General features: G+C 31.0%; 27 protein-coding genes. 15 read left to right on the forward strand and 12 right to left on the reverse strand.

Annotated elements, in window-relative coordinates; all coding sequences use genetic code 11:
• Positions 1 to 9 precede the first annotated feature (9 nt).
• The 4 genes from J9309_RS07890 to J9309_RS07905 form a co-directional block, all read right to left on the reverse strand.
• Positions 10 to 435: a hypothetical protein gene (locus tag J9309_RS07890; RefSeq protein ID WP_230475351.1), complete on the reverse strand. Its 426-nt coding sequence runs from the start codon at positions 433 to 435 to the stop codon at positions 10 to 12.
• A 40-nt stretch (positions 436 to 475) separates the two neighbouring features.
• Positions 476 to 1,411 carry an MBL fold metallo-hydrolase gene (locus tag J9309_RS07895; protein ID WP_230475352.1) on the reverse strand — a complete coding sequence of 312 codons (936 nt, stop codon included), beginning with the start codon at positions 1,409 to 1,411 and terminating at the stop codon, positions 476 to 478.
• A 56-nt stretch (positions 1,412 to 1,467) separates the two neighbouring features.
• Positions 1,468 to 2,490, reverse strand: coding sequence for a DUF4407 domain-containing protein (locus tag J9309_RS07900; RefSeq protein WP_230475353.1), 1,023 nt, complete (start codon positions 2,488 to 2,490; stop codon positions 1,468 to 1,470).
• Between the two features lie 99 nt (positions 2,491 to 2,589).
• Positions 2,590 to 3,657 (reverse strand): branched-chain amino acid aminotransferase, encoded by a 1,068-nt coding sequence (locus J9309_RS07905; protein ID WP_230475354.1) that lies wholly within the window; start codon positions 3,655 to 3,657, stop codon positions 2,590 to 2,592.
• 82 nt (positions 3,658 to 3,739) lie between these two features.
• On the opposite strand from J9309_RS07905, the gene mnmD reads away from it, so the two are divergent.
• Both mnmD and J9309_RS07915 read left to right on the forward strand, forming a co-directional pair.
• Positions 3,740 to 4,453 (forward strand): tRNA (5-methylaminomethyl-2-thiouridine)(34)-methyltransferase MnmD, encoded by a 714-nt coding sequence (gene mnmD, locus J9309_RS07910; protein ID WP_230475355.1) that lies wholly within the window; start codon positions 3,740 to 3,742, stop codon positions 4,451 to 4,453.
• Entirely contained in the window at positions 4,446 to 4,877 is a 432-nt protein-coding gene (locus tag J9309_RS07915) for an NUDIX hydrolase (RefSeq protein WP_230475356.1), read from the forward strand. Before mnmD ends, J9309_RS07915 begins: the two co-directional genes overlap by 8 nt.
• On the opposite strand, the gene J9309_RS07920 is transcribed toward J9309_RS07915, so the two are convergent.
• Genes J9309_RS07920 through greA form a run of 4 tightly spaced genes read right to left on the reverse strand, consistent with a single transcriptional unit; the run spans position 4,874 to position 6,738 of the window.
• Positions 4,874 to 5,257, reverse strand: coding sequence for a hypothetical protein (locus J9309_RS07920; RefSeq protein ID WP_230475357.1), 384 nt, complete (start codon positions 5,255 to 5,257; stop codon positions 4,874 to 4,876). The two genes, J9309_RS07915 and J9309_RS07920, sit on opposite strands and share 4 nt — an antisense overlap.
• Positions 5,258 to 5,262: 5 nt before the next feature.
• A complete protein-coding gene (locus J9309_RS07925) occupies positions 5,263 to 5,838 on the reverse strand; it encodes a DUF2892 domain-containing protein (protein WP_230475358.1) in 576 nt (191 codons plus the stop codon).
• An 8-nt stretch (positions 5,839 to 5,846) separates the two neighbouring features.
• Positions 5,847 to 6,239 (reverse strand): HIT family protein, encoded by a 393-nt coding sequence (locus J9309_RS07930; protein WP_230475359.1) that lies wholly within the window; start codon positions 6,237 to 6,239, stop codon positions 5,847 to 5,849.
• Positions 6,240 to 6,258: 19 nt separating this feature from the next.
• A complete protein-coding gene (greA, locus tag J9309_RS07935) occupies positions 6,259 to 6,738 on the reverse strand; it encodes a transcription elongation factor GreA (protein WP_230475360.1) in 480 nt (159 codons plus the stop codon).
• A gap of 123 nt (positions 6,739 to 6,861) precedes the next feature.
• On the opposite strand from greA, the gene J9309_RS07940 reads away from it, so the two are divergent.
• The 6 genes from J9309_RS07940 to J9309_RS07965 all read left to right on the forward strand — a co-directional run bounded on the left by J9309_RS07940 (position 6,862) and on the right by J9309_RS07965 (position 12,180).
• Entirely contained in the window at positions 6,862 to 7,302 is a 441-nt protein-coding gene (locus tag J9309_RS07940; protein ID WP_230475361.1) for a hypothetical protein, read from the forward strand.
• 256 nt (positions 7,303 to 7,558) lie between these two features.
• Entirely contained in the window at positions 7,559 to 8,851 is a 1,293-nt protein-coding gene (eno, locus tag J9309_RS07945) for a phosphopyruvate hydratase (protein WP_230475362.1), read from the forward strand.
• Positions 8,852 to 8,933: 82 nt separating this feature from the next.
• Entirely contained in the window at positions 8,934 to 10,217 is a 1,284-nt protein-coding gene (locus tag J9309_RS07950; RefSeq protein WP_230475363.1) for a citrate synthase, read from the forward strand.
• Positions 10,218 to 10,338: 121 nt separating this feature from the next.
• A complete protein-coding gene (locus J9309_RS07955; RefSeq protein ID WP_230475364.1) occupies positions 10,339 to 11,007 on the forward strand; it encodes a sterol desaturase family protein in 669 nt (222 codons plus the stop codon).
• Between the two features lie 77 nt (positions 11,008 to 11,084).
• A complete protein-coding gene (locus J9309_RS07960; RefSeq protein ID WP_230475365.1) occupies positions 11,085 to 11,993 on the forward strand; it encodes a M28 family peptidase in 909 nt (302 codons plus the stop codon).
• 1 nt (position 11,994) lies between these two features.
• Positions 11,995 to 12,180: a hypothetical protein gene (locus J9309_RS07965; RefSeq protein WP_230475366.1), complete on the forward strand. Its 186-nt coding sequence runs from the start codon at positions 11,995 to 11,997 to the stop codon at positions 12,178 to 12,180.
• A 108-nt stretch (positions 12,181 to 12,288) separates the two neighbouring features.
• Here J9309_RS07965 and gcvP read toward each other — a convergent pair whose 3' ends face one another.
• Complete coding sequence (gcvP, locus tag J9309_RS07970) at positions 12,289 to 15,150, reverse strand: aminomethyl-transferring glycine dehydrogenase (RefSeq protein WP_230475367.1); 2,862 nt, start codon at positions 15,148 to 15,150, stop codon at positions 12,289 to 12,291.
• Positions 15,151 to 15,500: 350 nt separating this feature from the next.
• Between gcvP and hisE the strand changes: the two genes are divergently transcribed.
• The 5 genes from hisE (at position 15,501) to J9309_RS07995 (ending at position 19,392) form a co-directional block, all read left to right on the forward strand.
• The gene (hisE, locus tag J9309_RS07975) at positions 15,501 to 15,839 is read left to right on the forward strand and encodes a phosphoribosyl-ATP diphosphatase (RefSeq protein WP_230475368.1); all 339 of its coding nucleotides are present in this window, start codon (positions 15,501 to 15,503) and stop codon (positions 15,837 to 15,839) included.
• Between the two features lie 21 nt (positions 15,840 to 15,860).
• On the forward strand, positions 15,861 to 16,643 hold the full coding sequence (locus J9309_RS07980; RefSeq protein WP_230475369.1) for a M48 family metalloprotease: 783 nt from the start codon (positions 15,861 to 15,863) through the stop codon (positions 16,641 to 16,643).
• A gap of 3 nt (positions 16,644 to 16,646) precedes the next feature.
• Complete coding sequence (locus tag J9309_RS07985) at positions 16,647 to 17,054, forward strand: hypothetical protein (RefSeq protein WP_230475370.1); 408 nt, start codon at positions 16,647 to 16,649, stop codon at positions 17,052 to 17,054.
• Positions 17,055 to 17,454: 400 nt separating this feature from the next.
• Positions 17,455 to 18,837 carry an HTTM domain-containing protein gene (locus J9309_RS07990; RefSeq protein ID WP_230475371.1) on the forward strand — a complete coding sequence of 461 codons (1,383 nt, stop codon included), beginning with the start codon at positions 17,455 to 17,457 and terminating at the stop codon, positions 18,835 to 18,837.
• A gap of 33 nt (positions 18,838 to 18,870) precedes the next feature.
• A complete protein-coding gene (locus tag J9309_RS07995) occupies positions 18,871 to 19,392 on the forward strand; it encodes a DUF2314 domain-containing protein (protein WP_230475372.1) in 522 nt (173 codons plus the stop codon).
• Between the two features lie 14 nt (positions 19,393 to 19,406).
• Here J9309_RS07995 and J9309_RS08000 read toward each other — a convergent pair whose 3' ends face one another.
• Both J9309_RS08000 and J9309_RS08005 read right to left on the reverse strand, forming a co-directional pair.
• Positions 19,407 to 19,856 carry a DUF4844 domain-containing protein gene (locus tag J9309_RS08000; protein WP_230475373.1) on the reverse strand — a complete coding sequence of 150 codons (450 nt, stop codon included), beginning with the start codon at positions 19,854 to 19,856 and terminating at the stop codon, positions 19,407 to 19,409.
• On the reverse strand, positions 19,856 to 21,988 hold the full coding sequence (locus tag J9309_RS08005; protein ID WP_230475374.1) for a Tex family protein: 2,133 nt from the start codon (positions 21,986 to 21,988) through the stop codon (positions 19,856 to 19,858). The genes J9309_RS08000 and J9309_RS08005 overlap by 1 nt, the downstream gene beginning before the upstream one ends.
• A gap of 340 nt (positions 21,989 to 22,328) precedes the next feature.
• Between J9309_RS08005 and J9309_RS08010 the strand changes: the two genes are divergently transcribed.
• Together J9309_RS08010 and J9309_RS08015 are read left to right on the forward strand one after the other, a co-directional pair.
• Positions 22,329 to 22,772: an acyl-CoA thioesterase gene (locus tag J9309_RS08010; protein WP_230475375.1), complete on the forward strand. Its 444-nt coding sequence runs from the start codon at positions 22,329 to 22,331 to the stop codon at positions 22,770 to 22,772.
• A 23-nt stretch (positions 22,773 to 22,795) separates the two neighbouring features.
• Entirely contained in the window at positions 22,796 to 24,001 is a 1,206-nt protein-coding gene (locus J9309_RS08015) for an RsmB/NOP family class I SAM-dependent RNA methyltransferase (RefSeq protein WP_230475376.1), read from the forward strand.
• Positions 24,002 to 24,041: 40 nt separating this feature from the next.
• On the opposite strand, the gene J9309_RS08020 is transcribed toward J9309_RS08015, so the two are convergent.
• Positions 24,042 to 26,306, reverse strand: a complete 2,265-nt coding sequence (locus tag J9309_RS08020) for an OmpA family protein (protein WP_230475377.1) — start codon at positions 26,304 to 26,306, stop codon at positions 24,042 to 24,044.
• Between the last annotated feature and the right edge of the window lie 22 nt (positions 26,307 to 26,328).

The following is a 26,328-nucleotide window of genomic DNA, read 5'->3' on the forward strand; positions in this document are numbered from 1 at the left end:
TTTTTATTTTTAATCGATTATTTCACTAAAAGGAAATTCAACTTTAAATGTATCGATGATGATTTGCTCTTTTGCGATCACTTGCCAATGCGAATCTTTTACCAATTCTAACACAACTTCGTTATCGTATAAATTTTCATCTTCAATATTTATGTAAAGATTTTTTTCGTTACGATCTCCGATGATTAAAGCTTCAGTAACCGTTTCCATTTTATGGCTTAAGTTAACTAACGCTTCATAATCTACAATAATCCCATCTTGTTGATCAATAACTTCTTGTAATTCGAAAACAGAATATTCGTCCGTTTCACTTTCTCCGTCAATCCAAAGGATTTTCCAAGAATAACCTTCAATTGTTTGAATTGGTTGAACTACTTGTTCTAAATCAATAGAAAGTTCTTCTTTATCTTGACCGTATATCTCAATTTTGTACATAATCTCTTTTCTTGTCGCAAAATTACGAAAAGGATTTTTCTTATAATTGAATTTGTTTCAAATTTGAACCAAACGAAAGCGGAATCCAATCATACTTACCATCTCTTTTACCAATATAACCAATTCCTGGCCAAGGCAAATGCATTGCTACAATAATCTGTCTTTTTTGATAAGCCTCTTCTAAAACTTTTATGCGAGTTGATACAGCAAGGTCAAAATCTCTATCATATTTAATTCCATATTCAGGATAACGAATCAAAATAGGCGAATGAACAGCATCAGCAATATGTTTTAAAACTTTTCCGTTTTGTGCAATCTCGAAAGCCAAATGTCCTGGAGTATGTCCCGGAATTTCGACTGTTTTTATACAATCAAATAAAATATCATCCTGATTTATTAAAGTAAGTTTGGTCTGAATTTTTTCAAGAATATTCTTAGTTGATTGATTATTTTCTTGCATCCAAAAATCAAATTCTTTCTGGGCGATGTAATAATTTGCATTTTTGAAAGCATAACTTCCGTCAGGTAATAAAATTCCACCAATATGATCACCATGCGCATGTGTAAGAATGACATCTGTAATTAAATGAGCTGGAATATTAGTTGCTTGCATTTGCTCCAATAATTTTCCGACATTTTCATTTTTTCCTAAACCATTACCAGTGTCAAATAAGATGTATTTTTCTCCTTTTTTAATCAATAAAATATTCAGAGAAAATGCAATAGGTTGCTGATCTAAGTAACATTCTTTTGTTGCGTTAAGAAAATCTTTTTCAGTTTTATTAGGAGCAATTAAAGGAAATGGTTCTTTTAAAATATTTGTACCATCCGAAAATAAAAATAAATCAAGATCTCCAAATTTAAAATTTAACCCAGATGGTTGAATGGCTTTTGAAGTAAAATTAGAAGCTGCGCTTAATAAAGGCAAAGCAACAGTTGAAAGGCCAATGGATTTAAGTAATTCTCTTCTATTCATAAAAAAAAACGTTCAAGTTGTTTAAAGATAAACAATTTGAACGTTGATTATAAAAATTATATTTGGCTTATTTCTTTCTGAATTCGTCGTTCCGATTTAATGTCCATAATTTCTATACTTTCTTTCGCAAAAATTTTAAAACTATGTTCATGTTTTTCTAACAAGAAATCGTAAGGCCCTTTTGGAGCAATTAATTTTACGAGAACTGGAGCTGTTTCTAAAGAAATAAATACTAAAGCGATAAATATAGCTGCAGTGCCAAGAATAGGATTATTTGCGCCTAATTCATTCAAGGCTTGCATACGAGCAGCAAAACCATTGTAATTTTCTTCTGTTGGTTTCGCATCTGCTAATTCTTTCTCTTTTTGTTTAATTAAACCATCAATTTCTTTATTTAATTCTTCCAAACGAGGTTTCATTTGATTAGCGTATTGTTGCATTTCTGCAAATTTTTGCTCTTTTAATTCAGCCTTACGTTTAGCATTTGGACCGTAACCTTCTCGACCTGTCGTCGTTTCAGTTTGTGTTCCAACAACTTCTTTTTCTAACTCGGATGAAGCTAAATTATATTCATTTCGAAGTAAATCAATTTGAGCAAAAATCTTTTTGCGTTCTTCGTCTACTGGTTTAGCTAAATCAGTATATCTCGCATCAATACTTTTTTGTAATTCAGCTTTGTTTCTATTTACAATAACATTTAATTGTTTATTAATTTCTTTTTCAAAAATTTTTAATTCTAATGGTTTTGAAATAACAATTCCTAATAACACTGCAACTAAAATTCTTGGTAAGGCAATGAAAAATTGTCTGAACCAATTGCCTTGTTTTTTCATAGAAGTAACAATATATCGGTCTAAATTAAATATCATTAAACCCCAAAGGAAACCAAAGCCAATAGCTGCATACATATTATCAAAAATAGTATAGAGCGCATATCCAGATGAAAGTGCGGCTAAAATACCTGTAAAAAGAATTACACCGCCAATACCAACATGCTTGTTAACATCTGTTGGAGTTTTCTTTAATATTTCTGTGCTGCTGCCAGAGCAAATCACTAAAAATTTTTGAATTATATTCATATTATAAAGATAGTACTTTGTATTACCTAATAATAAAAATTGTGCCAAAAAAAAGCTGACATATAAAATGTCAGCTTTATTATATTGTAAAACTTAAAATTAAGCAGTTACACTTTCTTCAATTTTAATTCTCCATCCGTAAGGATCTTCGATTAAACCGTACTGAATATTACGTAAGGCTGTTTTAAGGCGTACTGCGTAAGATTCCTCATCTGGTAAAATACCGATTTCAGCGCGTTCTTCACCAAATCCAATAGCATTATAAGAGTTTACTACAACTGCAGTTCCACATCCAAAAACTTCTTTTAATTGACCATTTTTGTAAGCTTCGTACATTTCAGCAACTTCGATTGGACGTACTTCTACATCTAATCCCATATCTTTAGCTAAATTTAATAAAGAGTCACGAGTAACACCATTTAAAATTCGCTCAGAAGTTGGAGCTGTTAATAATTTATCACCAATACGAACCCAAACATTCATTGTACCAGCTTCTTCGATGTATTTATGTTCGATAGAATCTGTCCAAATCACTTGATCGTATCCTTCTTTTTGAGCTTCTTCCGTTGGGAAGAATGAAGCGGCATAGTTACCAGCACATTTTGCGAAACCTACACCTCCTTGAGCAGAACGGCTATAGAAATCAGCGATTTTTACTGATAATGGTTTTTCGTAATATGATGGTGCGTAAGCCATTAAAATTACGAACATATATTCATGAGAAGATCTTGCAGAAACAGCCTCTTCAGTAGCAAACATTGTAGGTCTTAAATATAAAGAAGTCCCGTAATTTTTAGGAACCCATTGACGGTCTAAGTCTACAATTGTTTTAATACCATCCATAAAAATTTCAGCTGGAACTTCAGGCATACTTAAACGTTTTGCAGATAAATTAAAACGTTCAAAGTTTTTGTCTGGACGGAAAATGAAAACTTCTTCATTTTCATTTTTGTAAGCTTTCATTCCCTCGAAAATAGCTTGCCCATAATGGAATGCCATTGCTGCAGGAGAAAATTCTAAAGGCCCGTAAGGCATAATTTTAGGTTCGCTCCATTTTCCATCTTTATATGTTGCCACAAGCATGTGGTCAGTAAAGTTTTTACCAAAAACTTTAGACTCAAATACTGAATCGTTAAATCTAGATTCAGCAATTTTCTCTATAATCATTGAAGTGTAAATTTTGTTTGTTGCGATACCAAATATACGTTTTATTTGCTCTAAAACATAATAAAATTCATAACTTGACCCTATGAAACGAATAATCGTAGAAACAGAAGATGGGTCAAAAACCATTCATATTGAAGATCTAAATGAAACGTATCACTCTATTCATGGGGCTGTACAAGAGGCTTTCCATGTTTTTATAAATAACGGATTATATTTCTTTTATAACATAAAAAAACCAATAAAAATTCTGGAAATTGGACTCGGAACAGGATTAAATTCTTTTATATCTTTATTAGAATCGGAAAAAAAACAGTTGAAAATTAACTATGTTGGAGTTGAAAAATATCCAATTTCTGCGCAAGAATTTGAAAATATAAATTACTTTGATGACGTTTTTAAATTTTATCCAGAGTTTGAAAATAGAAGAAGTGAATTTTATGAATATTATCAAAAAATGTTTACTTCCGAATGGGAAAATGAAGAAGAAATATCACCATATTTTACTTTAAAAAAATTAGAAAAAGATTTCTTCGAGTTAAGAGATTATACTGTTAATGAATTTGATTTAGTTTATTTTGACGCATTTGGATCTCAAGTTCAGCCAGATTTATGGGAAGAAGAATTACTTACTATTGTTGCTAATTTGACAAAAGATAGTAGTGTAATAACAACTTATGCAGCAAAAGGAACTTTTAAAAGAGGAATGAAAGCGAATGGTTTTAGGATTGAAAAACGACCAGGTCCACCAGGTAAACGAGAGATGATGGTTGCCTTTAAAAATTTTAGTTATGAGTAAGCCATTTAATGTTCGTGTTTATGCTTTATTGGAACATCAAAACAAAGTTTTAATCATACATGAGCCTTTTCAAAATCAATTAATTTACAAGTTTCCAGGAGGAGGATTAGAGTTTGGTGAAGGCACACGAGATTGTTTATTGCGTGAATTTAAAGAAGAACTAAATCTTGAAGTAGAAATTGGAGAACATTTTTATACACAAGATTTTTTTCAGCAAAATGCTTTTAATCCAGCTGAACAGATTCTTTTGATTTATTATAAAGCAACAATTACAGAAGAGGCTTTAAAAGAACTGAAAGTTATGGATGAAGATATTGAAGAATTAATTTGGAAACCAATTGAAGAATTAGATCCAAACGAAATGACTTTGGAAACCGATAAAGTTGTAGTTGAATTATATAAAAAGAAAAACTTCGAATCTTAAGATTCGAAGTTTATTATTTTTTGGTCTTCAAAATATTGAATAACCGCATGTTTCATTAATAATGTTTGCTCATTTGTTTTAAGCGGAGGCAATTCTTCAAGTAGTTCGAAGTGTGGCCATCCATCAGGATCTAATCCATCAAAACGATAAAAACCAAAAGGCTCTAATACGCGGCAAACTGCGATATGCAATAGGTTTAATTTATCGTCTTTTTTGAATTTCTTTTTTCCTTGCCCTAATTCTTGAACACCGATTAAAAACAAAATTGTATCTAAATCAGGAGTTTCACCGTCTGTGAAGTTAGTTTCAAAAAATCCTTCGATTTGTTTCCACTTCTCTTGATTAGATGGTTGTTGAAAATTAATTTCGTTTAAATCCATTATAATTAAAATTTACGTCCTCTTTGACGCATGTTTGGATTCTGTAATTGATTTACATTTACATTTGAAAAACGTTTCATTTGGTCGTTCATCATTTTTATCTGATCACTAAACATTCCTTTCGTATCGTTTTTCTTTGCTTCTTTAATATAAGTTTCAGCATCACGTTTTTTACCTCTAGACATTGCAGCGCCCGCTAAAGATAAATTAGCCATTGCACGGTCGTGATCAAAAGATAAACCGTAATTCAAAGCGTCTTTCATGTATTTTTCAGAACCAGCTAAATCGTTATCTTGCGCAGCAACGATTCCTTTCATATAGTTAAAGTAACCTAATTGTTTAGGGATTAATTGCGTGTCTGGATTAGTAATTTTATTTAACCAGCTTTTCGTTTTAGGCATATCTTCTTTGCGTAAAAACCAAAATGCAATTAAAATATTTTCGTTTCTAAAGTAAAAAATAACTGGAAATACAGCTATTAATAAAGCACAAAATCCCCAACCGTATTCTCGTTCAACAAATAAAAATATTGCTAAAGCTACTAATACAGCGGCGATTACTAATTTAATGTATTTATTCATTTTATAAATTATAAAGATGATTTGATTTTTTCTGCGACTCTTGACATTTGATCTGAATCTAACTGAAGTTTAGGATTCTTAAAGTTAATGTCATCTATCGAGTTTAGTGGTACCAAATGCAAGTGTACATGTGGTACCTCTAACCCTACAACAGCAATACCCACTCGAAGACATGGAATTGCTTTTTCTATGGCTTGTGCAATATCATATGCGAAATCCATTAAACCAGAATAGGTTGTTTTATCTAAATCAAAGATTTTATCAACTTCTTGCTTAGGTATTACTAATACATGTCCTTCTACTAAAGGAAAAGCATCTAAAATAGCAATGTATTGATCGTTTTCTGCGATTTTGTAAGATGGAATTTCTCCGTTTATGATTTTTGTAAAAATGCTAGCCATAAAATTTATATTTTAAATTTTAGCTCAAAGATATTTCTAAAATTTCGAATTTTAAAGTCATACCATTCGGTAATGTAATATCTGCTACATCATTTACAGATTTTCCTAATAAACCTTTAGCAATAGGAGTGTTGACAGAAATACGTGCTTTAGCTAAATCAGCTTCCGTTTCTGGAACTAATGTATAAACCATTTCTTGGTTATTTGCTAAGTTTTTAATTTTAACAATAGATAAAATAGAAACCTTAGAAGCATCTAATTTACTTTCGTCAATAATTCTAGAGTTCCCGATGTTTTCTTTTAAACGTGCGATACGAGTTTCTAATAAACCTTGCGCTTCTTTTGCCGCATCATATTCTGCATTCTCAGATAAATCACCTTTATCACGAGCTTCAGCAATTTGTTGCGAAATTTTTGGACGTTCAAATGTTTCCAACTCGTGTAATTCTGCACGAAGTTTGTCTAAACCTTCTTTTGTTACATATTGTATATTTGCCATAATAATGTATTAGTTGTAAAATTTTTCGTTATTTCATAAAAAATAAATAATCCTACGCATAACAAAGTATGTGCAGGACTATTGAAGCAAAGATAGTAATTATTTTATTCGAAATTAAAAATTATGAAGTTTATTAAAACGATTCTAAATAAGGTTTTATTCATATTATTTGTATCACTTACTTTCTCCTGTAATACGGATGATGGAGCTGTAAGTTGTGTGCCTATGACAACTGTAAGTCGAACAATTAATCTAAACTTACCGCTATATGTAAACCTAAATAATCCAGGTGGATGGATTTATTTGGAAGGTGTAAATACCGGAACTAGAGGTTTGATTGTCGTAAATACAGGGGTAGGTTTTAAGGCTTACGATCGTAATGCACCACATATTTGCCCAACTGCAAAAACTACAATTCAGGTAATAGATGACATTAAAATGTATTGTGAAGAAGATGGTTCGGAATGGATTTTAACAACAGGCCAACCAACAAAAGTTGCAAATCGTGCTCCAAGAACTTACCAAGCTGTACGTAGTGGAGATCAACTTTTTATTACCAATTAATATAAAATTTAATCGAATTTTATTCGTTTAAGACAGTAGGTTTTTAAATCATTAAACTAAATTAATCACTTCAGTGTTATTGTATAACTATTTTACATAATTGTATTTCAATTTTAATAAATGTTATGCATGAATAGAAAATATTGATTACCTTTTGCCTCGGAAAAATTTAAAAAATTCTATTTTCGTTGTATAGAAAGTACATATTCGTTATTTTTGAAAGATTAATTTATTATCAAACAAAACATAACAAACTATGAGCATTATTTCTCACATTTTCGCAAGACAAATTTTAGATTCACGTGGTAATCCTACGGTAGAAGTTGATGTAGTTACAGAAACTGGTATTTTAGGAAGAGCTGCGGTTCCGTCTGGAGCGTCTACAGGTGAATACGAGGCAGTAGAATTACGCGATGGTGGTGATTTATATTTAGGAAAAGGAGTATTAAAAGCAGTTGAAAACGTAAACGAAATAATTGCTCCAGAATTAGTTGGATATTCAGTTTTCGAACAAAATTTAATCGATCAAGTTATGATTGATTTAGATGGAACTGAAAATAAAGCTAAATTAGGTGCTAATGCAATTTTAGGAGTTTCATTAGCAGTTGCTAAAGCTGCAGCAGAAGAATTAGGATTTCCTTTATTCCGTTACATCGGAGGAGTTAATGCAAATACATTACCAGTTCCGATGATGAATATTGTAAATGGAGGTTCACATTCAGATGCTCCAATTGCATTCCAAGAATTTATGATTATGCCAGTTGTAGCAACATCATTTTCTGATGCATTACGTAAAGGAACTGAAATTTTTCATGCTTTAAAGAAAATTTTACATGATCGTGGATTATCTACTGCAGTTGGTGATGAAGGAGGATTTGCTCCTACATTCGATGGTACAGAAGATGCTTTAGATACAGTAATGCAAGCGATTGAAAAAGCTGGTTACAAACCAGGAGAAGAAATTATGATTGCTTTAGATTGTGCTGCATCAGAATTCTATGTAGACGGGAAATACGATTATACAAAATTTGAAGGTGAGAAAGGAGCGATCCGTACATCTGAAGAACAAGCAGCGTATTTAGCTGAATTATCAGCGAAATATCCAATTATTTCAATCGAAGACGGTATGGACGAAAACGATTGGAATGGATGGAAAATTTTAACTGATAAAATTGGAGACCAAGTACAATTAGTAGGTGACGATTTATTAGTTACAAATGTTAAAAAATTAGAAAAAGCTATTGATGAAGAAACAGCGAATTCAATCTTAGTTAAATTTAACCAGATTGGAACGTTAACAGAAACAATTAAAGCAGTACAGATGGCACAAAATTCGCGTTATACTGCAGTAATGTCTCACCGTTCAGGGGAAACTGAGGATGCAACAATTGCTGATTTAGCAGTAGCGTTAAATACTGGGCAAATTAAAACAGGTTCAGCTTCAAGATCAGATCGTATGGCAAAATACAACCAGCTATTACGCATCGAAGAAATCTTAGGTGAAACTGCAATATACCCAGGTTTGAAAGCTTTCAAAGTAAAGCGATAGTGTAATTCTAACACTGATATTTATCAGTCCGGAATTAATAAAATATATTGTAAATTACGCGTTAAATAATATAAACTAAAAAATGTCAGACAAGGTAGTATTAAGTTACGATGGAAAGGAGTTGGAGCTTCCGGTTTCAACAGGATCAATGGACGAAAAATCTATTGATATTTCTAAGTTAAGAGGTGCAACAGGATTAATTACAATGGACCCAGGTTACAAAAACACGGGATCTTGTGAATCTAAAATCACTTTCTTAGATGGTGAAGAAGGAAAGTTATTGTATAGAGGATATCCAATCGAACAAATTGCAGATAAATCTAATTTTGAGGAGGTAATGTTCTTATTATTAAAAGGAGAATTACCAACACAAGAAGAATTAGACGGATTTGTAGCTGATATTAGAAAAAATACTGAAGTTGCTGAAGAGTTAGTTCAAATGTTAAATGCATTCCCTCAAGGTGCTCACCCAATGGGAATTTTATCATCTTTAACATCTGCTTTATCTGCTTTTAATCCTGAGAAAATTAGCGTTGCTACTGAGGAAGAAATGTATGATGCTGCAGTTACTTTATTAGGACAATTCCCTGTAATCGCTGCTTGGACTCAACGAAAAATTAAAGGTTTACCTTTAACTAAATCAGATAGTTCTTTATCTTACGTAGAAAACTTCTACCAAATGTTATTCAATGATGGTACTGAAGGTTACAAAGCTGATCCAGTAATTGTTGATGCATTTGATAAATTATTAATCTTACACGCTGATCATGAGCAAAACTGTTCTGCATCAACTGTACGTTTAGTAGGTTCTTCTCATGCAGGTATTTTTGCATCGATCTCTGCTGGTATCTCTGCTTTATGGGGACCATTACACGGAGGTGCTAACCAAGCAGTTTTAGAAATGTTAGAAGCTATCCAAAACGATGGTGGAGATGTTGCTAAATTCATTAATAAAGCTAAAGATAAAGAAGATCCATTCCGTTTAATGGGATTCGGTCACCGTGTTTACAAAAACTTCGATCCACGTGCTCGTATTATCAAAGTTGCTGCTGATAACGTATTGACAACATTAGGTATTAATGATCCTATCTTAGATATTGCTAAAGGATTAGAGCAAGCTTGTTTAGAGGATGATTATTTCAAATCACGTCAATTATATCCAAATGTAGATTTCTACTCAGGAATTATTTACAAAGCGTTAGATATCCCAACTGATATGTTCACAGTAATGTTTGCTGTAGGACGTTTACCAGGATGGATTGCACAATGGATGGAAATGCGTCAAACTAATCAACCAATTGGACGTCCACGTCAGTTATATACTGGTGCTGCGACTCGCGATTACGTTGAAATGTCTGCTAGATAATAAATTTTACATTATATTTTATAAAACTCCAAGATTAGTTTCTTGGAGTTTTTTTTTGTGCATTATTTATTTAAAAATTAAATGTAATTGATTAATTTTAAGATAATTAAAAATCTAAATCATGAAATTTGAAAAGATTAATAATAAAGGACAAGCACAACTTTTTGAGAATAAGTACTTAGAAATGTTAACAAAAGGTCATCCTGCTGTTATTTGGGGAATGTATATTCCAATTCTTTCATATATTTTATATACAGGTTATTCTCAATATGAGTTTTCAATTCGATTAATGATTGGACTTTTTATAGGCGCAATCCTATTTTGGACTTTCTTTGAATATTTAGCTCATCGATTTTTATTTCATTGGGCAACCGAACATCCAAAATTTCAACGTTTAGTTTATATTTTCCATGGAAATCACCATCATTATCCAAGAGATAAGCAAAGACTATTCATGCCTCCAATTCCAAGTTTAATTTTAGCTACGATTATATTCTCTATTCAATATTTTCTATTAGGAAAATATGTATTTGTTTTTTTCCCGGGATTTATGATTGGATATTTACTTTATGCATCGATGCATTATTTGATTCATGCTGTAGCACCACCTTTCAAATTCATGAAACCATTATGGAGAAATCATCATTTACATCATTATAAAAACGAAGAATTAGGTTTTGGTGTTTCTAATACTTTTTGGGATCGTGTTTTCGGGACCATGTTCGATTTAAATCATGAGAAAGAAGATAAAGAAAAAGTAAAAGACTTGATGTTCGATAAAAAGCAGTGAAAACGATAACTTATCATCTAAGTAATATCGGCTAGTTTAATATAAATTAGTTATCTTTCAACAAATAAAATAACATCATGAATAAATTCACATTTCTTTTAATCGCAGGAGTTTTTGGATCATTCGTTAATGCACAATATTCTAAAGAGAAACAAACAGAATATGTAAAAACTTTAGCATCTGACGATATGCAAGGACGTATGTTTGGAACAGAAGGTGCTAAAAAAGCGGCAGACTATGTTGCGGCGCATTTTAAAAATAACAATCTTAAACCTTGTGTTGGAGATTCGTTCCTAATTACTTTCGAGCATAAAGAAAAAACGGGTTATAATGTTTGTGGAATTCAAGAAGGAAAATCTGATGAAATTGTAGCATTCGGTGCTCACTTTGATCATGTTGGAAATAATGGCAAAGGGGAAGATAAAATTTTTAATGGAGCTGATGATAATGCCAGTGGAACATCTGCTGTAATGGCTATTTCTGATTATTATAAAAAGAAGAAACCAAAGAAAACAATTATGTATATGGCATTTGATGCTGAAGAAATTGGTTTAATTGGTTCTGGAAAATTAGTAGAAAATCCAGATTTTGCAACATATTTACCTAAAATGGAAGTAATGTATAATTTAGAAATGTTAGGTACAATTTCTGAATTTGGTTTAGGAAAAGTGTATTTAACTGGTAGTGATCGTTCAGATTTAATGAAGATTATGAATGAAAATACTTGTAAAACATTTTCTGTAAATCACGATCCTTATTTAGGTCAAAATTTATTCATGCGTTCAGATAATGTTCACTTTTATAAAAAAGGAGTTGTTTCTCATTCGTTATCTTCTGTAAACATGAAAACGGCAAAACATTATCATCAACCAAGTGACGAATTTAAAGTTATTGACATGGATAATTTATCAGCAATTACAGAAGGTGTAGGTCGTGTTTCAAATAAATTAATGAAGAAAGGAATCAAACCTTCTTACAATAAATAAAATGGTTAAAATATTAAATACAGCAAGTATCGCAATTTTAGTGATATTACTTTTTGGCTTTTTGTCAGAAAATTTCTTTCCTATTAAAGGTTTAGAATTATTTTATGAAAAGAAATTCTATTTAGCAATCATATATATTGTGATGCGACTTTTTGCAAATTATTACAAGAAAAAAGGAATAAATTAAATAAAAAATCCGTTCATAAAATGAACGGATTTTTTTAGTAATCTAAAGTATTTATTCAAAAAAAAAAAGGATGAACAATAGTTCATCCTTTTTTGATTTCTATTTTGTTTAATCTTGTTCGATGTAAGATTCTACAGGAGCACAAGTACACATTAAATTACGATCTCCGTAAGCATCATCAATACGAGATACAGTAGCGAAGAATTTACGTTCGCGAACCCATTCTAATGGGAATGCAGCTTTTGAACGAGTGTAAGGATAATCCCACTCATCAGCTGTTAATAAATGCTGAGGGTGAGGTGCGTTGTGTAAAACGTTGTTGTCAACTGGGAAATCTCCGTTAGCAACTTCATCAATTTCTTGACGAATTGCAATTAAAGCATCACAAAAACGATCTAATTCAGCTTTAGTTTCAGATTCTGTTGGCTCAACCATTAAAGTTCCAGCAACTGGGAAAGAAACCGTAGGAGCGTGGAATCCGTAATCAATTAAACGTTTTGCAATATCTGTAACTTCGATACCAACTTTTTTGAATGGACGACAATCTAAAATAAATTCGTGAGCAACTACATTGTTTCCGTTTGTGTAAAGAATATCGTAGTGACCTTCTAAACGCGTTTTCATATAGTTTGCATTTAAAATAGCTCCTTGCGTTGCTTTTAATAAACCATCAGCTCCTAACATTAAAATGTAAGAGTAAGAAATTGGTAAAATAAATGCAGATCCGTAAGGCGCAGCTGCGAATGTATTTGTAGCTTCTTTTCCTCCAGTTTCGATAATTGGAGAAGATCCTAAGAATGGAGCTAAGTGTGATTTAACACAAATTGGTCCAACTCCAGGTCCACCACCTCCGTGCGGAATAGCGAATGTTTTGTGTAAATTTAAGTGACAAACGTCTGCACCAATATTTCCAGGAGATGTTAATCCTACCTGAGCATTCATATTAGCACCGTCCATATAAACTTGTCCACCGTATGCATGGATCATTTCAGTAACTTCTTCAATATTGCTATCGAAAGCTCCGTAAGTAGAAGGGTATGTAATCATTAAAGCAGCTAAGTTATCTTTGTGTAACTCACATTTTGCTTTTAAGTCTTCTAAATCAGTTTCACCAGATTCTAAATTCTTCACAACAACTACTTTCATACCAGCCATTGCAGCAGAAGCAGGGTTTGTTCCGTGTGCAGATTGTGGAATTAAAGCAACGTTACGATGCCCTTCACCTTTAGATTCAAAGTAAGAACGGATAACCATTAAACCTGCATATTCTCCTTGTGCACCAGAATTTGGTTGTAAAGAAGTAGCATCAAATCCTGTAATTTCAGATAAATAATCTTCTAAGTTTTTGATTAATGTTTGGTATCCTTCTACTTGTTCTTTTGGTGTAAATGGGTGAACATTACCCATTCTTTCCCAAGACATGTGTAATAATTGTGTCGCTGCATTTAACTTCATCGTACAAGAACCTAATGCAATCATCGATTGATTTAAAGCTAAATCTTTACGCTCTAAACGTTTGATGTAACGCATTAACTCAGTTTCTGTATGGTATGAGTTGAAGTTTGGATGAGTTAAGAAATCAGAAGTTCTGATTAAATCTGCAGGTAAGAATGATTCATCAACCTCAAATTCAAATCCATCTTCAGTATTTTTAATTGTAGCAAAAACACTTAAGATTTCGAAAATGTCTTCTTCAGAAGTCATTTCGTCAATCGTAATTGAGATTTTACCTTGCTCAAATCCGTTTACATTAATTTCTTCATCAGCGAAAATCTTAACGATTTCGTCTGAATTTTCAACAGCGATTTGTACTGTATCGAAGAAATGTGTATTTGTTAAGTTGTAGCCTAAATGTTGTAATCCTCCGTGTAAGATTGCAGCTTTTGTATGAATTTCTTCTGCGATGAATTTTAAACCATCTTTTCCGTGGTAAACCGCATAGAAAGAAGCCATAACAGCTAATAATACCTGAGCAGTACAGATGTTAGATGTAGCTTTTTCACGTTTAATGTGTTGTTCACGTGTTTGTAAAGCCATACGTAAAGCGTAGTTTCCTAAACGATCTTGAGAAACCCCAATGATACGACCTGGAATTACACGCTTGTAATCTTCTGTACATGACATGAAAGCTGCGTGAGGTCCACCATAACCCATTGGAATACCAAAACGTTGTGATGTACCAATTACAATTTCAGCTCCCCATTCACCCGGAGGTGTTAATAATGTTAAAGCTAATAAATCAGTAGCAACAGCCACTTTAACGCCTACAGTATTCGCTTTTTCTACGAAAGATTTGTAGTTGTTAATTTGACCACCTTTTCCGATGTATTGTACAATTGCTCCGAAGTATTCTTCAGTAATTTCTGTAGTTTCAAAATCACCAACAACAATTTCAATTCCTAAACCGTGTGCTTTAGTTTCTAAAACAGCTACAGATTGTGGAAATAAATTATCTGCGATGAAGAATTTGTTTACATTATTTTTCTTTTGATCTCTGGTACGAGATTCAAATAACATGTGCATAGCTTCACCACATGCAGTACCTTCATCTAATAAAGATGCGTTTGCAATTGGTAAACCTGTTAAATCAGAAATTGCAGTTTGAAAATTTAATAAAGCTTCCAAACGACCTTGCGCGATTTCTGCTTGGTATGGTGTATATGCTGTATACCAACCAGCATTTTCTAAAACATTACGTTGGATTGGAGCAGGTAATATTGTACCGTAATATCCATATCCTAAGTAGTTTTTTACTTTCTTATTTAAAGACGCTAACTCAGCTAAATGATTAATTGCTTCAAATTCTGATAAAGCTTCAGGTAAGTCTAAAGGATTTTTTAATTTAATGTTTTGAGGTAAAGTTGCCTCAACTAAAGAATCAATAGAATCTTTCCCGATCACAGCAAGCATTTCAGCAGCTTGCTTTGCATTATTTCCAATATGACGAATGGAAAAGTCGTTTGTATTCATTGTTTGCGCTTGTTTTATTAGATTGTAAATTTAAGATTATTTCTAATCAATTTAAAATTTGAAAGGAAAAATCGTAAATTGAATATCGTAAAAATAATATAGAAGTCGTAGAACCTTATTGTTTTAGCATAACAGCATCAATAACAATACGTATTTTAAGTAATTTAAATTGTTATAGAACTTGTAAAATATGATGTGAAAAATTGCTTTTTTCTAAGAGTAATACCGTTATTGTAAGATTTTTTATATGGATATTAATATCAAATTTTTAAAGTTGAATTACATTTTGGCAAATAAATTGTTGAATTTATATTCTGATTAATTAATTTTACTCAAGGAAAACAAAACCAATGGATTTAAATAATCTAAATAACGTTAAAACTACTGAAGTCGAAAAGGAAAAAAAGTATCCATTTTTGAAGAGGTTAGAACTTATGATGGAAGAAGCTAAGCTTCAGGACGCGAAAAAATCAAAAATGAAACGCGTGCATCAAAAAGGTACATCGCAAATTGCTAAAAAAATGGGAGAAGAAGCTGTTGAAATGGTTATTGCCTCATCACAGCAAGACGATCAAGCTTTTTTAGAAGAATCGGCAGATGTATTTTTTTACTACCTAATGTCTTTACACGATAGAGGTTTTGAGCTAAAAGACGTGCTCGAAATTTTGAAAAAAAGGCATAAAAAATAATTTAACCAACACTAATATATTATGCAAAGAGGCGGTTCATCTTCAATAAAATTTTTGGTTGCAGCAGCTATAGTTATCTTTTCTGTTGTAAAATATTTTGCTAGTTCTGAGGTAAACGAAATTACTGGAGAAAAGCAATATATCTCCTTAACAAAGGATCAGGAAGTAGCTATGGGAATAAATTCTGCACCACAAATGGCAAAAGAATTTGGCGGCTTATCTCAAAATGCACAATATCAACAATTGGTTAAATCTGTTGGGGAAAAAATTGTAATAACTAGTGATGCTGGTAAAACGCAATACCCTTTTCAGTTTTATGTATTGGCTGACAATCGTACAGTAAATGCCTTTGCATTACCAGGTGGACCAATTTTTATTACTGAAGCTTTATTATCTCGATTGGAAAGTGAAGATCAATTGGCTGGTGTTTTAGGTCATGAAATTGGACATGTAATTGCTCGTCATAGTGCTGAACAAATGTCTAAACAAGAATTAACGCAAGGAATTGCAGGTGCAGCTGGTGTTGCGGCTGGTGATGTAAACTCTGCTTATTACGCACAAGTTGTAGCTAATATGGTCAACATGAAATATGGTCGAGAAGATGAATTAGAATCGGATGATTTGGGTGTACGTTTTATGATGCAAGCGGGTTATGATCCTTCTGCTTTAATCGGTGTAATGCATATTTTAGAGGAAGCGTCTGGCGGAAGTAATGTTCCGGAATATCAAAGTTCGCATCCATCTCCTGCGAATCGTCGTGCAAAAATAGAAGCTTCTATAGAAAAATACAAGAATGGTTTTTAGAAAATGAAAATTCATTTTTCGATTATTGAATTTCTTTACGTTGTTATTTTAATCACAAGTTATCTATTTCTACATCATACTACAGGTTTGGGATATGATGATGGCGATAGATTTAAATATGTGACAGAAATACATTCTTCAGGAAGTGATGATGATGTTTTTGCATTTTTAACAGGAACGTCTGCTTTATTTTTCTTTTTGATAAGTATCTTTATTAAAAGAAAATATTACGTTTTAGGAATTGCACTTTCCTTTATTAATTTTTCATATATCCTTCCACAAGCAGGAGATTATATCGACACAATAGAAAATGGAAATTTTATATTACTTTTCTTAGTTTCAGCCACTGTCTTATTGAATATTTTATTTGTAAGAAGAATAATCCTGTACATTAAAAATGCTCTTTTTTAATCATAATTTCCATCTTAAATTCTCTTTCGGAAATCCATAAAATTAATCAAATTTATAATAGGTTGAAAATATTAAATAAATTTCAATTTAGTAGTAATGATTAAAAACTATCAAATTCTTGATGCTATTTTATCTTCTACACTCGCAATTTTTGAATTGTAATTAGCGAAAGTGAAAATTATTTTCTTTTAAAAAATTTTAACTAAAGTCAGAGTTAACGATTTTATTAAAATAATGATTTTTGTAACTTATTCAATCATAAATTAAACGGAAGAATCAAACAAATTAGAAAAGCTGTAAATAAGGATATTTCTCATCGTTTTTTTGAAATAAATATATTGTTAAGTATAACAATACACCTAGTGTAAATTTATAAATTAGCACAAAACAATGCATAAACATGTTTAGCGAATATTTATTTAGAAAAATTGATAATTCTCCTTTAGTCATCTTCCGAATTTTATTTGGATTATTGATTGTGGCTGAATGTTGGGGTGCAATTTTTACAGGTTGGGTAAATACAAATTTAGTTGAACCAAAATTGACTTTCACGTTCATTGGATTTGAATGGTTAAACAATCTTTTAGGTCCTAATATGGTCTATTATTACGGAATAATGGGATTGTTAGGGATTTTTATTGCGATTGGAGGTTTGTACAGATTTGCAATTATAAGTTTTGCGATAATGTGGTTGTTATCTTATTTTATGCAAAAAACCAGCTATAACAACCACTATTACTTATTTATGTTGGTTTCTTGGATGATGACGGTGATGCCAGCTCATCAATTTTTATCCTTGGATAGTTTAATATTCCCAAAATTAAAACGATTAACATGTAAAAATTGGGTAAGAGTATTATTTATCGCTCAATTATTCATTGTTTACACTTTTGCAGCATTACAAAAAATATATCCAGATTGGTTTAATGGTGTTTTTTTAAATCAACATTTTGTTCAATATCAATATTTGTTGAGTAATAAATATCAATTAAATGGCTTAGCGCAAATCATAGGAAGTATAGAATTTTCTCAAGTAATTGCATGGTTAGGATTCTTTTTTGATTTATTAATCATTCCAGCAATGTTAACTCCTCGTACACGAGGAATAGCATTAAAATGTGCAATATTTTTCCATTTATTTAATTCCATTGTGTTTGGAATTGGAATTTTCCCTTTCTTTTCTTTAGCAATGATGATTTTCTTTTATGATCCTATAAAAGTGCAGGAAATGTTTTTTAAAACAAAATCCTTTATGATGGATCGTAATGATGAAGATGGATTAATTACTACTCGTCGAATCGCTTTTTCGTATATAGTTGTTCTATTTATTATTTGGCAAATTTATTTACCTGTACGTCATTTACATATTCCAGGAAATGTTTTTTGGACTGAAGAAGGTCATCGACTTTCATGGCGAATGATGTTGCGCAGAAAAGCGGCAGATGTGCATGTATATGTTTCAATTCCTGATAAAAAAGGAAAATATCAACCAAAAGAAAAGGTTAATCTTTCAACGTATTTAACGTATAAACAAGAGAAAAGATTTGGAATTTCAGCAGATATGATTTGGCAGTTTGCGCAGTTTGTAAAAGCGGATTACGAAAAAAAGGGAATCAAGAATGTGAAAGTATTTGTTGATAGTAAAGTTTCTGTTAACGGAAGTCGTTTTTATCAATATACAAATCCCGATGTAAATATTGCTAATCAAAAATGGAGTTATTTTGGACATCAAAACTGGCTAAAGAATAAGCCAAAAGAACTAAAATTATCATATATTGATTAAAATACTTAACTTTATAATATTAATTCCTTAACTATGAAAAAAACATTTTTGATATTGTTAGCAGGTTTTGCAATGATAGCTTGTGATAATAAAAATATTGCTAAAGATTCCTATAAAGGTTTAGAAAAGCAGGAGAAAGAATTAGCAGAACTAGATAGTATAACTTTAGAAGCTAGACGTACTTTTGATGATTTTAAATTAGCATTAGAAATGAAAGATTCTACAATGACTAATTTTATTGTTAAAGAAGAGTTTGTCGTGAAAAATGGTGATCGTAGCCAACAAGAACACTTGTGGATTCGCGATGTGCATCAAGATGGAAACGTTTTAAAAGGAATTGTAGATAATCAACCACAAGTAACGAAAGAAGTAAAATTAAACGATACTATTGTTATTGATGATAAAAAGATTTCGGATTGGATGTTTTACAAGTTAGAACCAAATGATACAGTTGCTCGTATGATTGGTGGTTATTCTGTAAAATACATGAGAAATAAATTATCAGACGCGGAAAGAGTAGAGTTTGATAAACAATACAAAGTAAAATTTGACTAAATTATAATTGATTATTATAAAAAAGCCACTTCAATTTTGAAGTGGCTTTTTTTATTTTTTATTGGGTCAAAACCGTAAACAAATTGGTTCAACAATCCGTTTGAGCTTTCGAGTTGTACAATATCCATTAAATTTTCAATATAGTTAGATATTATTGTTTTATCGTTAATGCTTAAATCTGTTTCGTAAGGCTTCATAGAATCAACAAATTTCTTTATAGCATATAGATAATGTTTATCTTCTACATTTTTACTTTTATTTATAAACTCAAACGTACTGGCTAATCGATTCAATTTTTTTTCTACAATTTGATTTAAACTTTGTACAGATAAACCATTTACTGATGAATTAAATTTTTCTTTTTTAATAAATGATTGAAATTCATTTTTATTTGAATCTTGAGCCATAGATAATACCGAAAAACTAGTTAATAGTATTGTGAATAATAATTTTATATTCATCATTAATCAATCAATGATAATTGAATCTTACGTTTTTCTTCATCAATTCCAATTACAGTAACTTCAACTTGTTGTTGTAAATGAACTTTTGTAGAAACATCAGAAATAAATTCGTTGCAGATTTTAGAAATATGAACTAATCCATTTTCTTTTAAACCGATATCAACAAAACAACCAAAGTTGGTAATATTATTAATAATTCCAGGAACTTTCATACCAAGACTTAAATCTTCAAATTTCTTTAATCTCGAATCAAAACTAAAAACTTTAGCTGTAGATCGTGGATCTAATCCTGGTTTTTCTAACTCTTTTAAAATATCTTCTAAAGTCGGAATTCCAACTTCGTCAGTTATATATTTATGTATATCAATTTTAGCGATTAATTCATTATTTAGGATCAAATCTTCTACATTAACTTTTAAATCTTTCGCCATTTTTTTCACTATTGGATAAGATTCAGGGTGAACAGCAGAATTATCTAATGGATTTTTCGCATCTTTAATTCGTAAAAAAGCAGAAGCTTGTTGAAAAGCTTTTCCACCTAAACGGGGAACTTTTTTTAATTCTTCACGACTTTCAAAAGGGCCATTTTCAGTACGATAAATAACGATATTCTCAGCTAATTTTTCGCCAATTCCAGAAACATAATTCAGTAAATGCTTACTTGCAGTGTTTACATTAACACCAACTTTATTTACACAAAGGGTTACGACTTCGTCTAACTCATTTTTTAGTAAAGTTTGATCTACATCATGCTGATACTGACCAACTCCAATTGATTTTGGATCAATTTTTACTAACTCAGCCAACGGATCTTGCAAACGACGTCCTATAGAAACAGCTCCACGAACAGTTACATCTTTGTCAGGAAATTCATCACGAGCAATTTTAGATGCTGAATAAACAGATGCTCCAGCTTCGTTAACAACAAAAACTTTTAATGGTCGATCAAATGCAATATTCTGAACCAAGTTTTCTGTTTCACGAGACGCTGTTCCATTTCCTATGGAAATCGCTTCGATTGCATAAGCATTTACTAACGATTTTAGCTTTTTAATTGCACCCACTTTATCATTTTGAGGAGCGTGTGGATAAATATTTTCGTTATGTAACAAATCGCCTTGTTCGTCTAAACAAACGATTTTACAACCAGATTTATATCCAGGATCTATAGCTAAAATACGTTTCTGACCTAATGGAGGAGCTAATAAAAGCTGGTTTAGATTCTTTGAAAATACATCAATAGAAGTAATGTCAGCTTGATGTTTTGCCTCTTTCAAAACTTCATTAGAAATTGAAGGCGCTAATAAACGTTTATAACTATCTTTAATTGCTTCTTCAATAATCCATGAAATTTCAGGTTGTAAAGATTTTACAAGTGTGTATTCTAGGAATTTATATGCATCTTTTTTATCAATATCAACAGATACTTTTAAGTAACCTTCACGTTCGCCACGTAACATAGCTAATAGTCGATGCGATGCACATTTTTTTAACGGTTCTTCATGTTCAAAATAATTCGAATACACTTTTGCATCTTCTTCGTTGATTTTAGCTTTTACAACTTTGGACTGGATTGTAGCTTGTTTCTTGAACATTTCGCGTAAACGGTAACGAACATATTCATTTTCGTTAATCCATTCAGCAATGATGTAGTTTACACCTTCTAAAGCATCTTCGTTAGTAGGTACTTCATCAGAAATATAACGACCAATTAATTCATCTAAATCATTAATGTTATTTTGTTTCATTATGATTTTAGCCAAAGGTTCTAATCCTTTTTCTTTAGCAATTGTCGCTTTTGTTTTTTTCTTTTTCTTGTATGGTAAGTAAATATCTTCCAATTGATTTAAATCAAAAGATTTATTGATTTTTACTTCAAGTTCAGGTGTTAAAACATTTAATTCCTTTAATGTGTCAAGGATAAATTGTTTTCGACTAATGATTTCGTCGTATTGAGATTTTAATTTTTTAATCGTAGAAATTTGAACTTCATCTAAGTTTCCGGTCATTTCTTTTCGGTATCTCGCAATAAATGGTATTGTAAAATCCTCTTCTAAACATTTAATTACGTTTAAAATAGATTTTTCAGATACTGTTGGTAAAGAATTTTTAATAAAACTAGTCAAATCCATAAAGAAAAATTAAGAGCGCAAATTACAAATTTTTAAAGATAAATTTATTCAATATACTATAAATAGAGGATTTTGTAAGAATTTAACATTATGATGTTTATACCTATCAATTGGTATTTCAATAAAAAAATCAAAAAAACTTAATATTTTTTGTGTATATATTTTGTAATTAAGAATTTCAGTTATAAATTAGCAATAGGTAGTAGAGAGTAAGATTGATTTTTTTTAATGTTAAATTATGCTTGCGAAGGCAAGTTTAAAAATCAATTGGGTTTTAGTTGTAAAACTAAAACCCTTTCTTTTTTATACTATATTTGAGTCTTAAAATTTACACTACAAAATGGCTCGTATTAAAATAAATCTTCCAGCAGCATACACTTTCAAAACAACAATTCCTGTAAGAATTACTGATCTTAATTATGGAAATCATTTAGCTAATGATAAAGTACTTTCTATTATACATGAAGCTCGAGTACAGTTCTTAAATCATTTTGGTTGGAGTGAATTGGAATTAGCCGGGGTTGGAATTATCATGGCAGATGTTGCAATAGAATACAAAAATCAAGCGTATTATAATGATCAATTAGATATTGAAATTACAATTGGAGATTTTACGCGAGTTAGTTTTGATATTTTCTATAAAGTAACTTGTAAGGAAAAATTAATTGCTAAAGTAAAAACAGGTATCGTAACCTTTGATTATGCACAAAATAAAGTGGTTGAAGTACCTGAAGAAGTGAAATTAGCATTTAAAAATGAAATTGATACAGACAAAACAATTTAGTCTTTGTAAATTTGCACAGAATTATGAAGATTTTACCGTACAAAAATTTGTTCATCGGGATTACCGATACATTAAATAATATTTTCTTCGAGGGGAAATATGCAGATAAAGAAGTTGAACGTACCCTTAAATCAAATAAACAATGGGGCGCAAGAGATCGTGCATTCATTGCTGAGACGGTTTATGATTTAGTACGTTGGAAAAGATTAGTTGAAGGGGCAATGGCTAGACCATTATCGCCAGATTCTATTTGGGAGTTTGTTGGAACTTGGTTCGCTTTAGATCCAGAGGAAAAGTTACCAATGTGGGAAGAATTTGCTCGTATTAATCATAAAGAAATTTTAAAAAGACATCATCAATCTGCTAAAAATCAAGCAGTAGCTGAGTCTTATCCAGATTGGATGTTTGAAGTTGGTAAAGAGGAATTAGGTGATCGTTGGATTGAGGAAGCTCAGGCGATGAATAATCCTGCACCAACTGTTTTACGTGTTAATACTTTAAAAACAGATCGTAAAGAATTACAGAGATTATTAAAGCAACGTCAAATTAAGACGAAAGTTTTATCTAAATATCAGGATGCTTTAGAATTAGAAGAGAAATCGAATATTTTTAGAACTGATGAATTCCAAAACGGATTTTTCGAAGTTCAGGATGCCGGTTCTCAAATGATTGCTCCATATTTACGTGTAGAACCAGGAATGCGTGTTGTTGATGCGTGTGCTGGTGCTGGTGGAAAAACATTACACCTTGCTTCTTTAATGAAAAATAAAGGGCAAATTATTGCAATGGATATCCACGAGTGGAAATTAAAAGAATTAAAACGTCGTGCATCTCGTAATGATGTTCAAAACGTTCAAACTAGATTAATTGAAGCTAAAACAATTAAAAAGATGGCTAATACTGCTGATCGTTTATTAATTGATGCGCCTTGTTCTGGTTTTGGAGTTTTACGTCGTAATCCTGATGCGAAATGGAAATTAGATCAAGCCTTTTTAGATCGTATTAGAGAAACACAAGCGATGATTTTAAATGATTATGCAAAAATCATTAAAGTTGGTGGATTAATGGTATATGCAACATGTTCTATTTTACCTTCTGAAAATCAAGAGCAAGTAGAGAAATTCTTAGCAAATAATGATAATTATAAATTAATTAGCGATAAAACTTACTATCCATCAGAAAATGGATACGATGGTTTCTATATGGCTTTAATTGAGCGTATTTCTTAAGAAATTAAATCAAAATATAAAAAAAGGATTGAGTGTAAACTCAATCCTTTTTTATTTTAAATTCAACTCTACGATTTTGTAAGTTTTTCCAAGCTTCGCAATTTTCAGCTGGTCTACACATCGTATGTTTTAATTCAGTATCACCTTTACCAATAATAGTAAAACGATTTTTGTCTAATCCTTTATTTGTAAAATATTCCACCACAGCTTTAGATCTATTCAAAGATAAATTTTTGTTGTATTCACTGCTACCCATGGCATCTGTATGTCCTTCTACGTAGAATTTTAGATGAGGATTTGATTTCATTATTTTTACAATTCGGTCTAAAATTGGGTAATCAACAGTTCGAATAATCGTTTGGTCAAAATCAAATTCAACAGTTCGAATTAATTCGTTCGAGAAATCTTGTACATACACATCTTTCGAATTTCCTTCTAATTTATCAACCGGGCAACCTTTTGTTAATAAAGTACCTTTTTCGTTGATGCATTCGTCGTACCAATCTGCAATTCCATCACCATCAGAATCATAATCTTGATTAAAATTTGAGGTGTCATTGTTTTGAATCAGAACCGTATAAGGAGTTGACAGATTAAAAGACATTCCGATTTTTTCTATTTCTTTTCTGTAACGGCCATCTTTTTTGCAAATTTCGCCACATCTATCTTCGTCTTTTAATAAAAAATCAATCTTTTGTTTTGCCCAATAAAATTTTATGGCTTCAGTTAAATTTGACGAATTCGCACGTTGTATATCAAAGCTACGATTGTAATTATCAATCCCGTTTTTAGCAGTTATTTCTAGCTGTTTTGGATAAACTTTTTTACAATCTTTCGAAACAAAGTGAATTGGATTTGTAGATAAAAAACCATTAAAGTTTTTTGGATAAGTTTCTGATAAATTAATTGTTTTGGATTGAACTTGAACATTTCTTAATAACGGTCTAAGGATTTGCTTTTGAAATTGAGCTATCTTAAAACCTAATTCGTATTCGTTGTTGATAACTAATGGTTGTGCACCAGTTGTAAGCGAAAGAAAATTCATCGCACGATAATCAATAGAATTACCAATTCCTAAAATAAAAAATTGTGCAGATTTTAAATGTGATTTAATCGAAAGATGTAAATTTTGATTAATATCTAAATCTCCATCTGAGATAATTGTGATAATCCTATTATGGTTTGAATTTGCTTTAAAGGTTTGTATCCTGTCAATGGCTTCATTTAATTTTGTTGCGCCGCGACCATATTCTTTTTCAATGTACAAAATTGCTTTTTCTACATTTTCTTTTGATGCTTCGACTGATGTTGGTGCAAAATTTTCTTGATTCGTACCATATAACACGATGTTGAATAATTCGTCTGTTTTTAACTGTCGAAGGGTAGAAATCATCATTTTCTTAACTTCAGTTATTGGTCGTCCTTTCATCGATCCTGAAGCATCAACAACAAAAATATACTCTCGTGGATATATAATTTTTGGATCTTTCGGTGGTTGAACTATTCCTAAAATATAATCACAACCATCTTCTGTAAAATGTTGTACAGCCGAATTGATTTGTTTCGCATCATAACTATATAAAATGTTTTCTTTTGCAGTAGAATTTGAATTTGTAACCCAATTGGTAAGTGTAACTTTTTTTATCGTTGGATTTTTCTTGTTGATCAATACAGTGTTTAATGGAATACTTCCAGTGAAATTGTAAGTCTGACTCGCTTTTTTTGGAGAAGCAATTTTTTCGTCAATTCCTAACGATGTAAATTGTTCGGTACGAATAGTTTTTATTTCCGGTATTTCTAATTCATAATCTAATGTATTGGTCTCAATTATTTTAGAAATTTTGAGAGAAACTGTAATCATTTCACCAGCTTTAACTTGATTTAGATTTAAAATTAAATTCTGAGTTTTAGTCTGATTATCGTATCCACTTTTAGATTTTAAACTTTTAATTTCTTGTCTAACCGTTACAATCGGCTTAGATAATAAATTCGACTCTTGATTATTATACTTGGAAGATAAATGATATACATTTTGTGAATGATGTTGTGGAACTACAAATCGTAAATCAATCGTTTCATTGGATATATTTTTGTAATAAAAAGTATGTTGTATATCTCCTAAAAAGTGGTTGAATTGATAGTTCGAATCAATAGAATCTGAACTTATTTTAACAAAATCAGTATTATTTTTTACTTCTAAATATGGAAAAATAGTTTGTGCTTGACTTGATTGTAAAAATCCTAAAAATAGAATTATAAATTGGCTAAAATACCGCATATAGTTAGTTATAGTTTTCTTTTTCATTTTGATCAACAAGAATAAATAT

It is taken from the genome of Faecalibacter bovis (assembly GCF_017948305.1).
In the GTDB taxonomy this organism is placed as follows: Bacteria; Bacteroidota; Bacteroidia; order Flavobacteriales; family Weeksellaceae; genus Empedobacter; species Empedobacter bovis.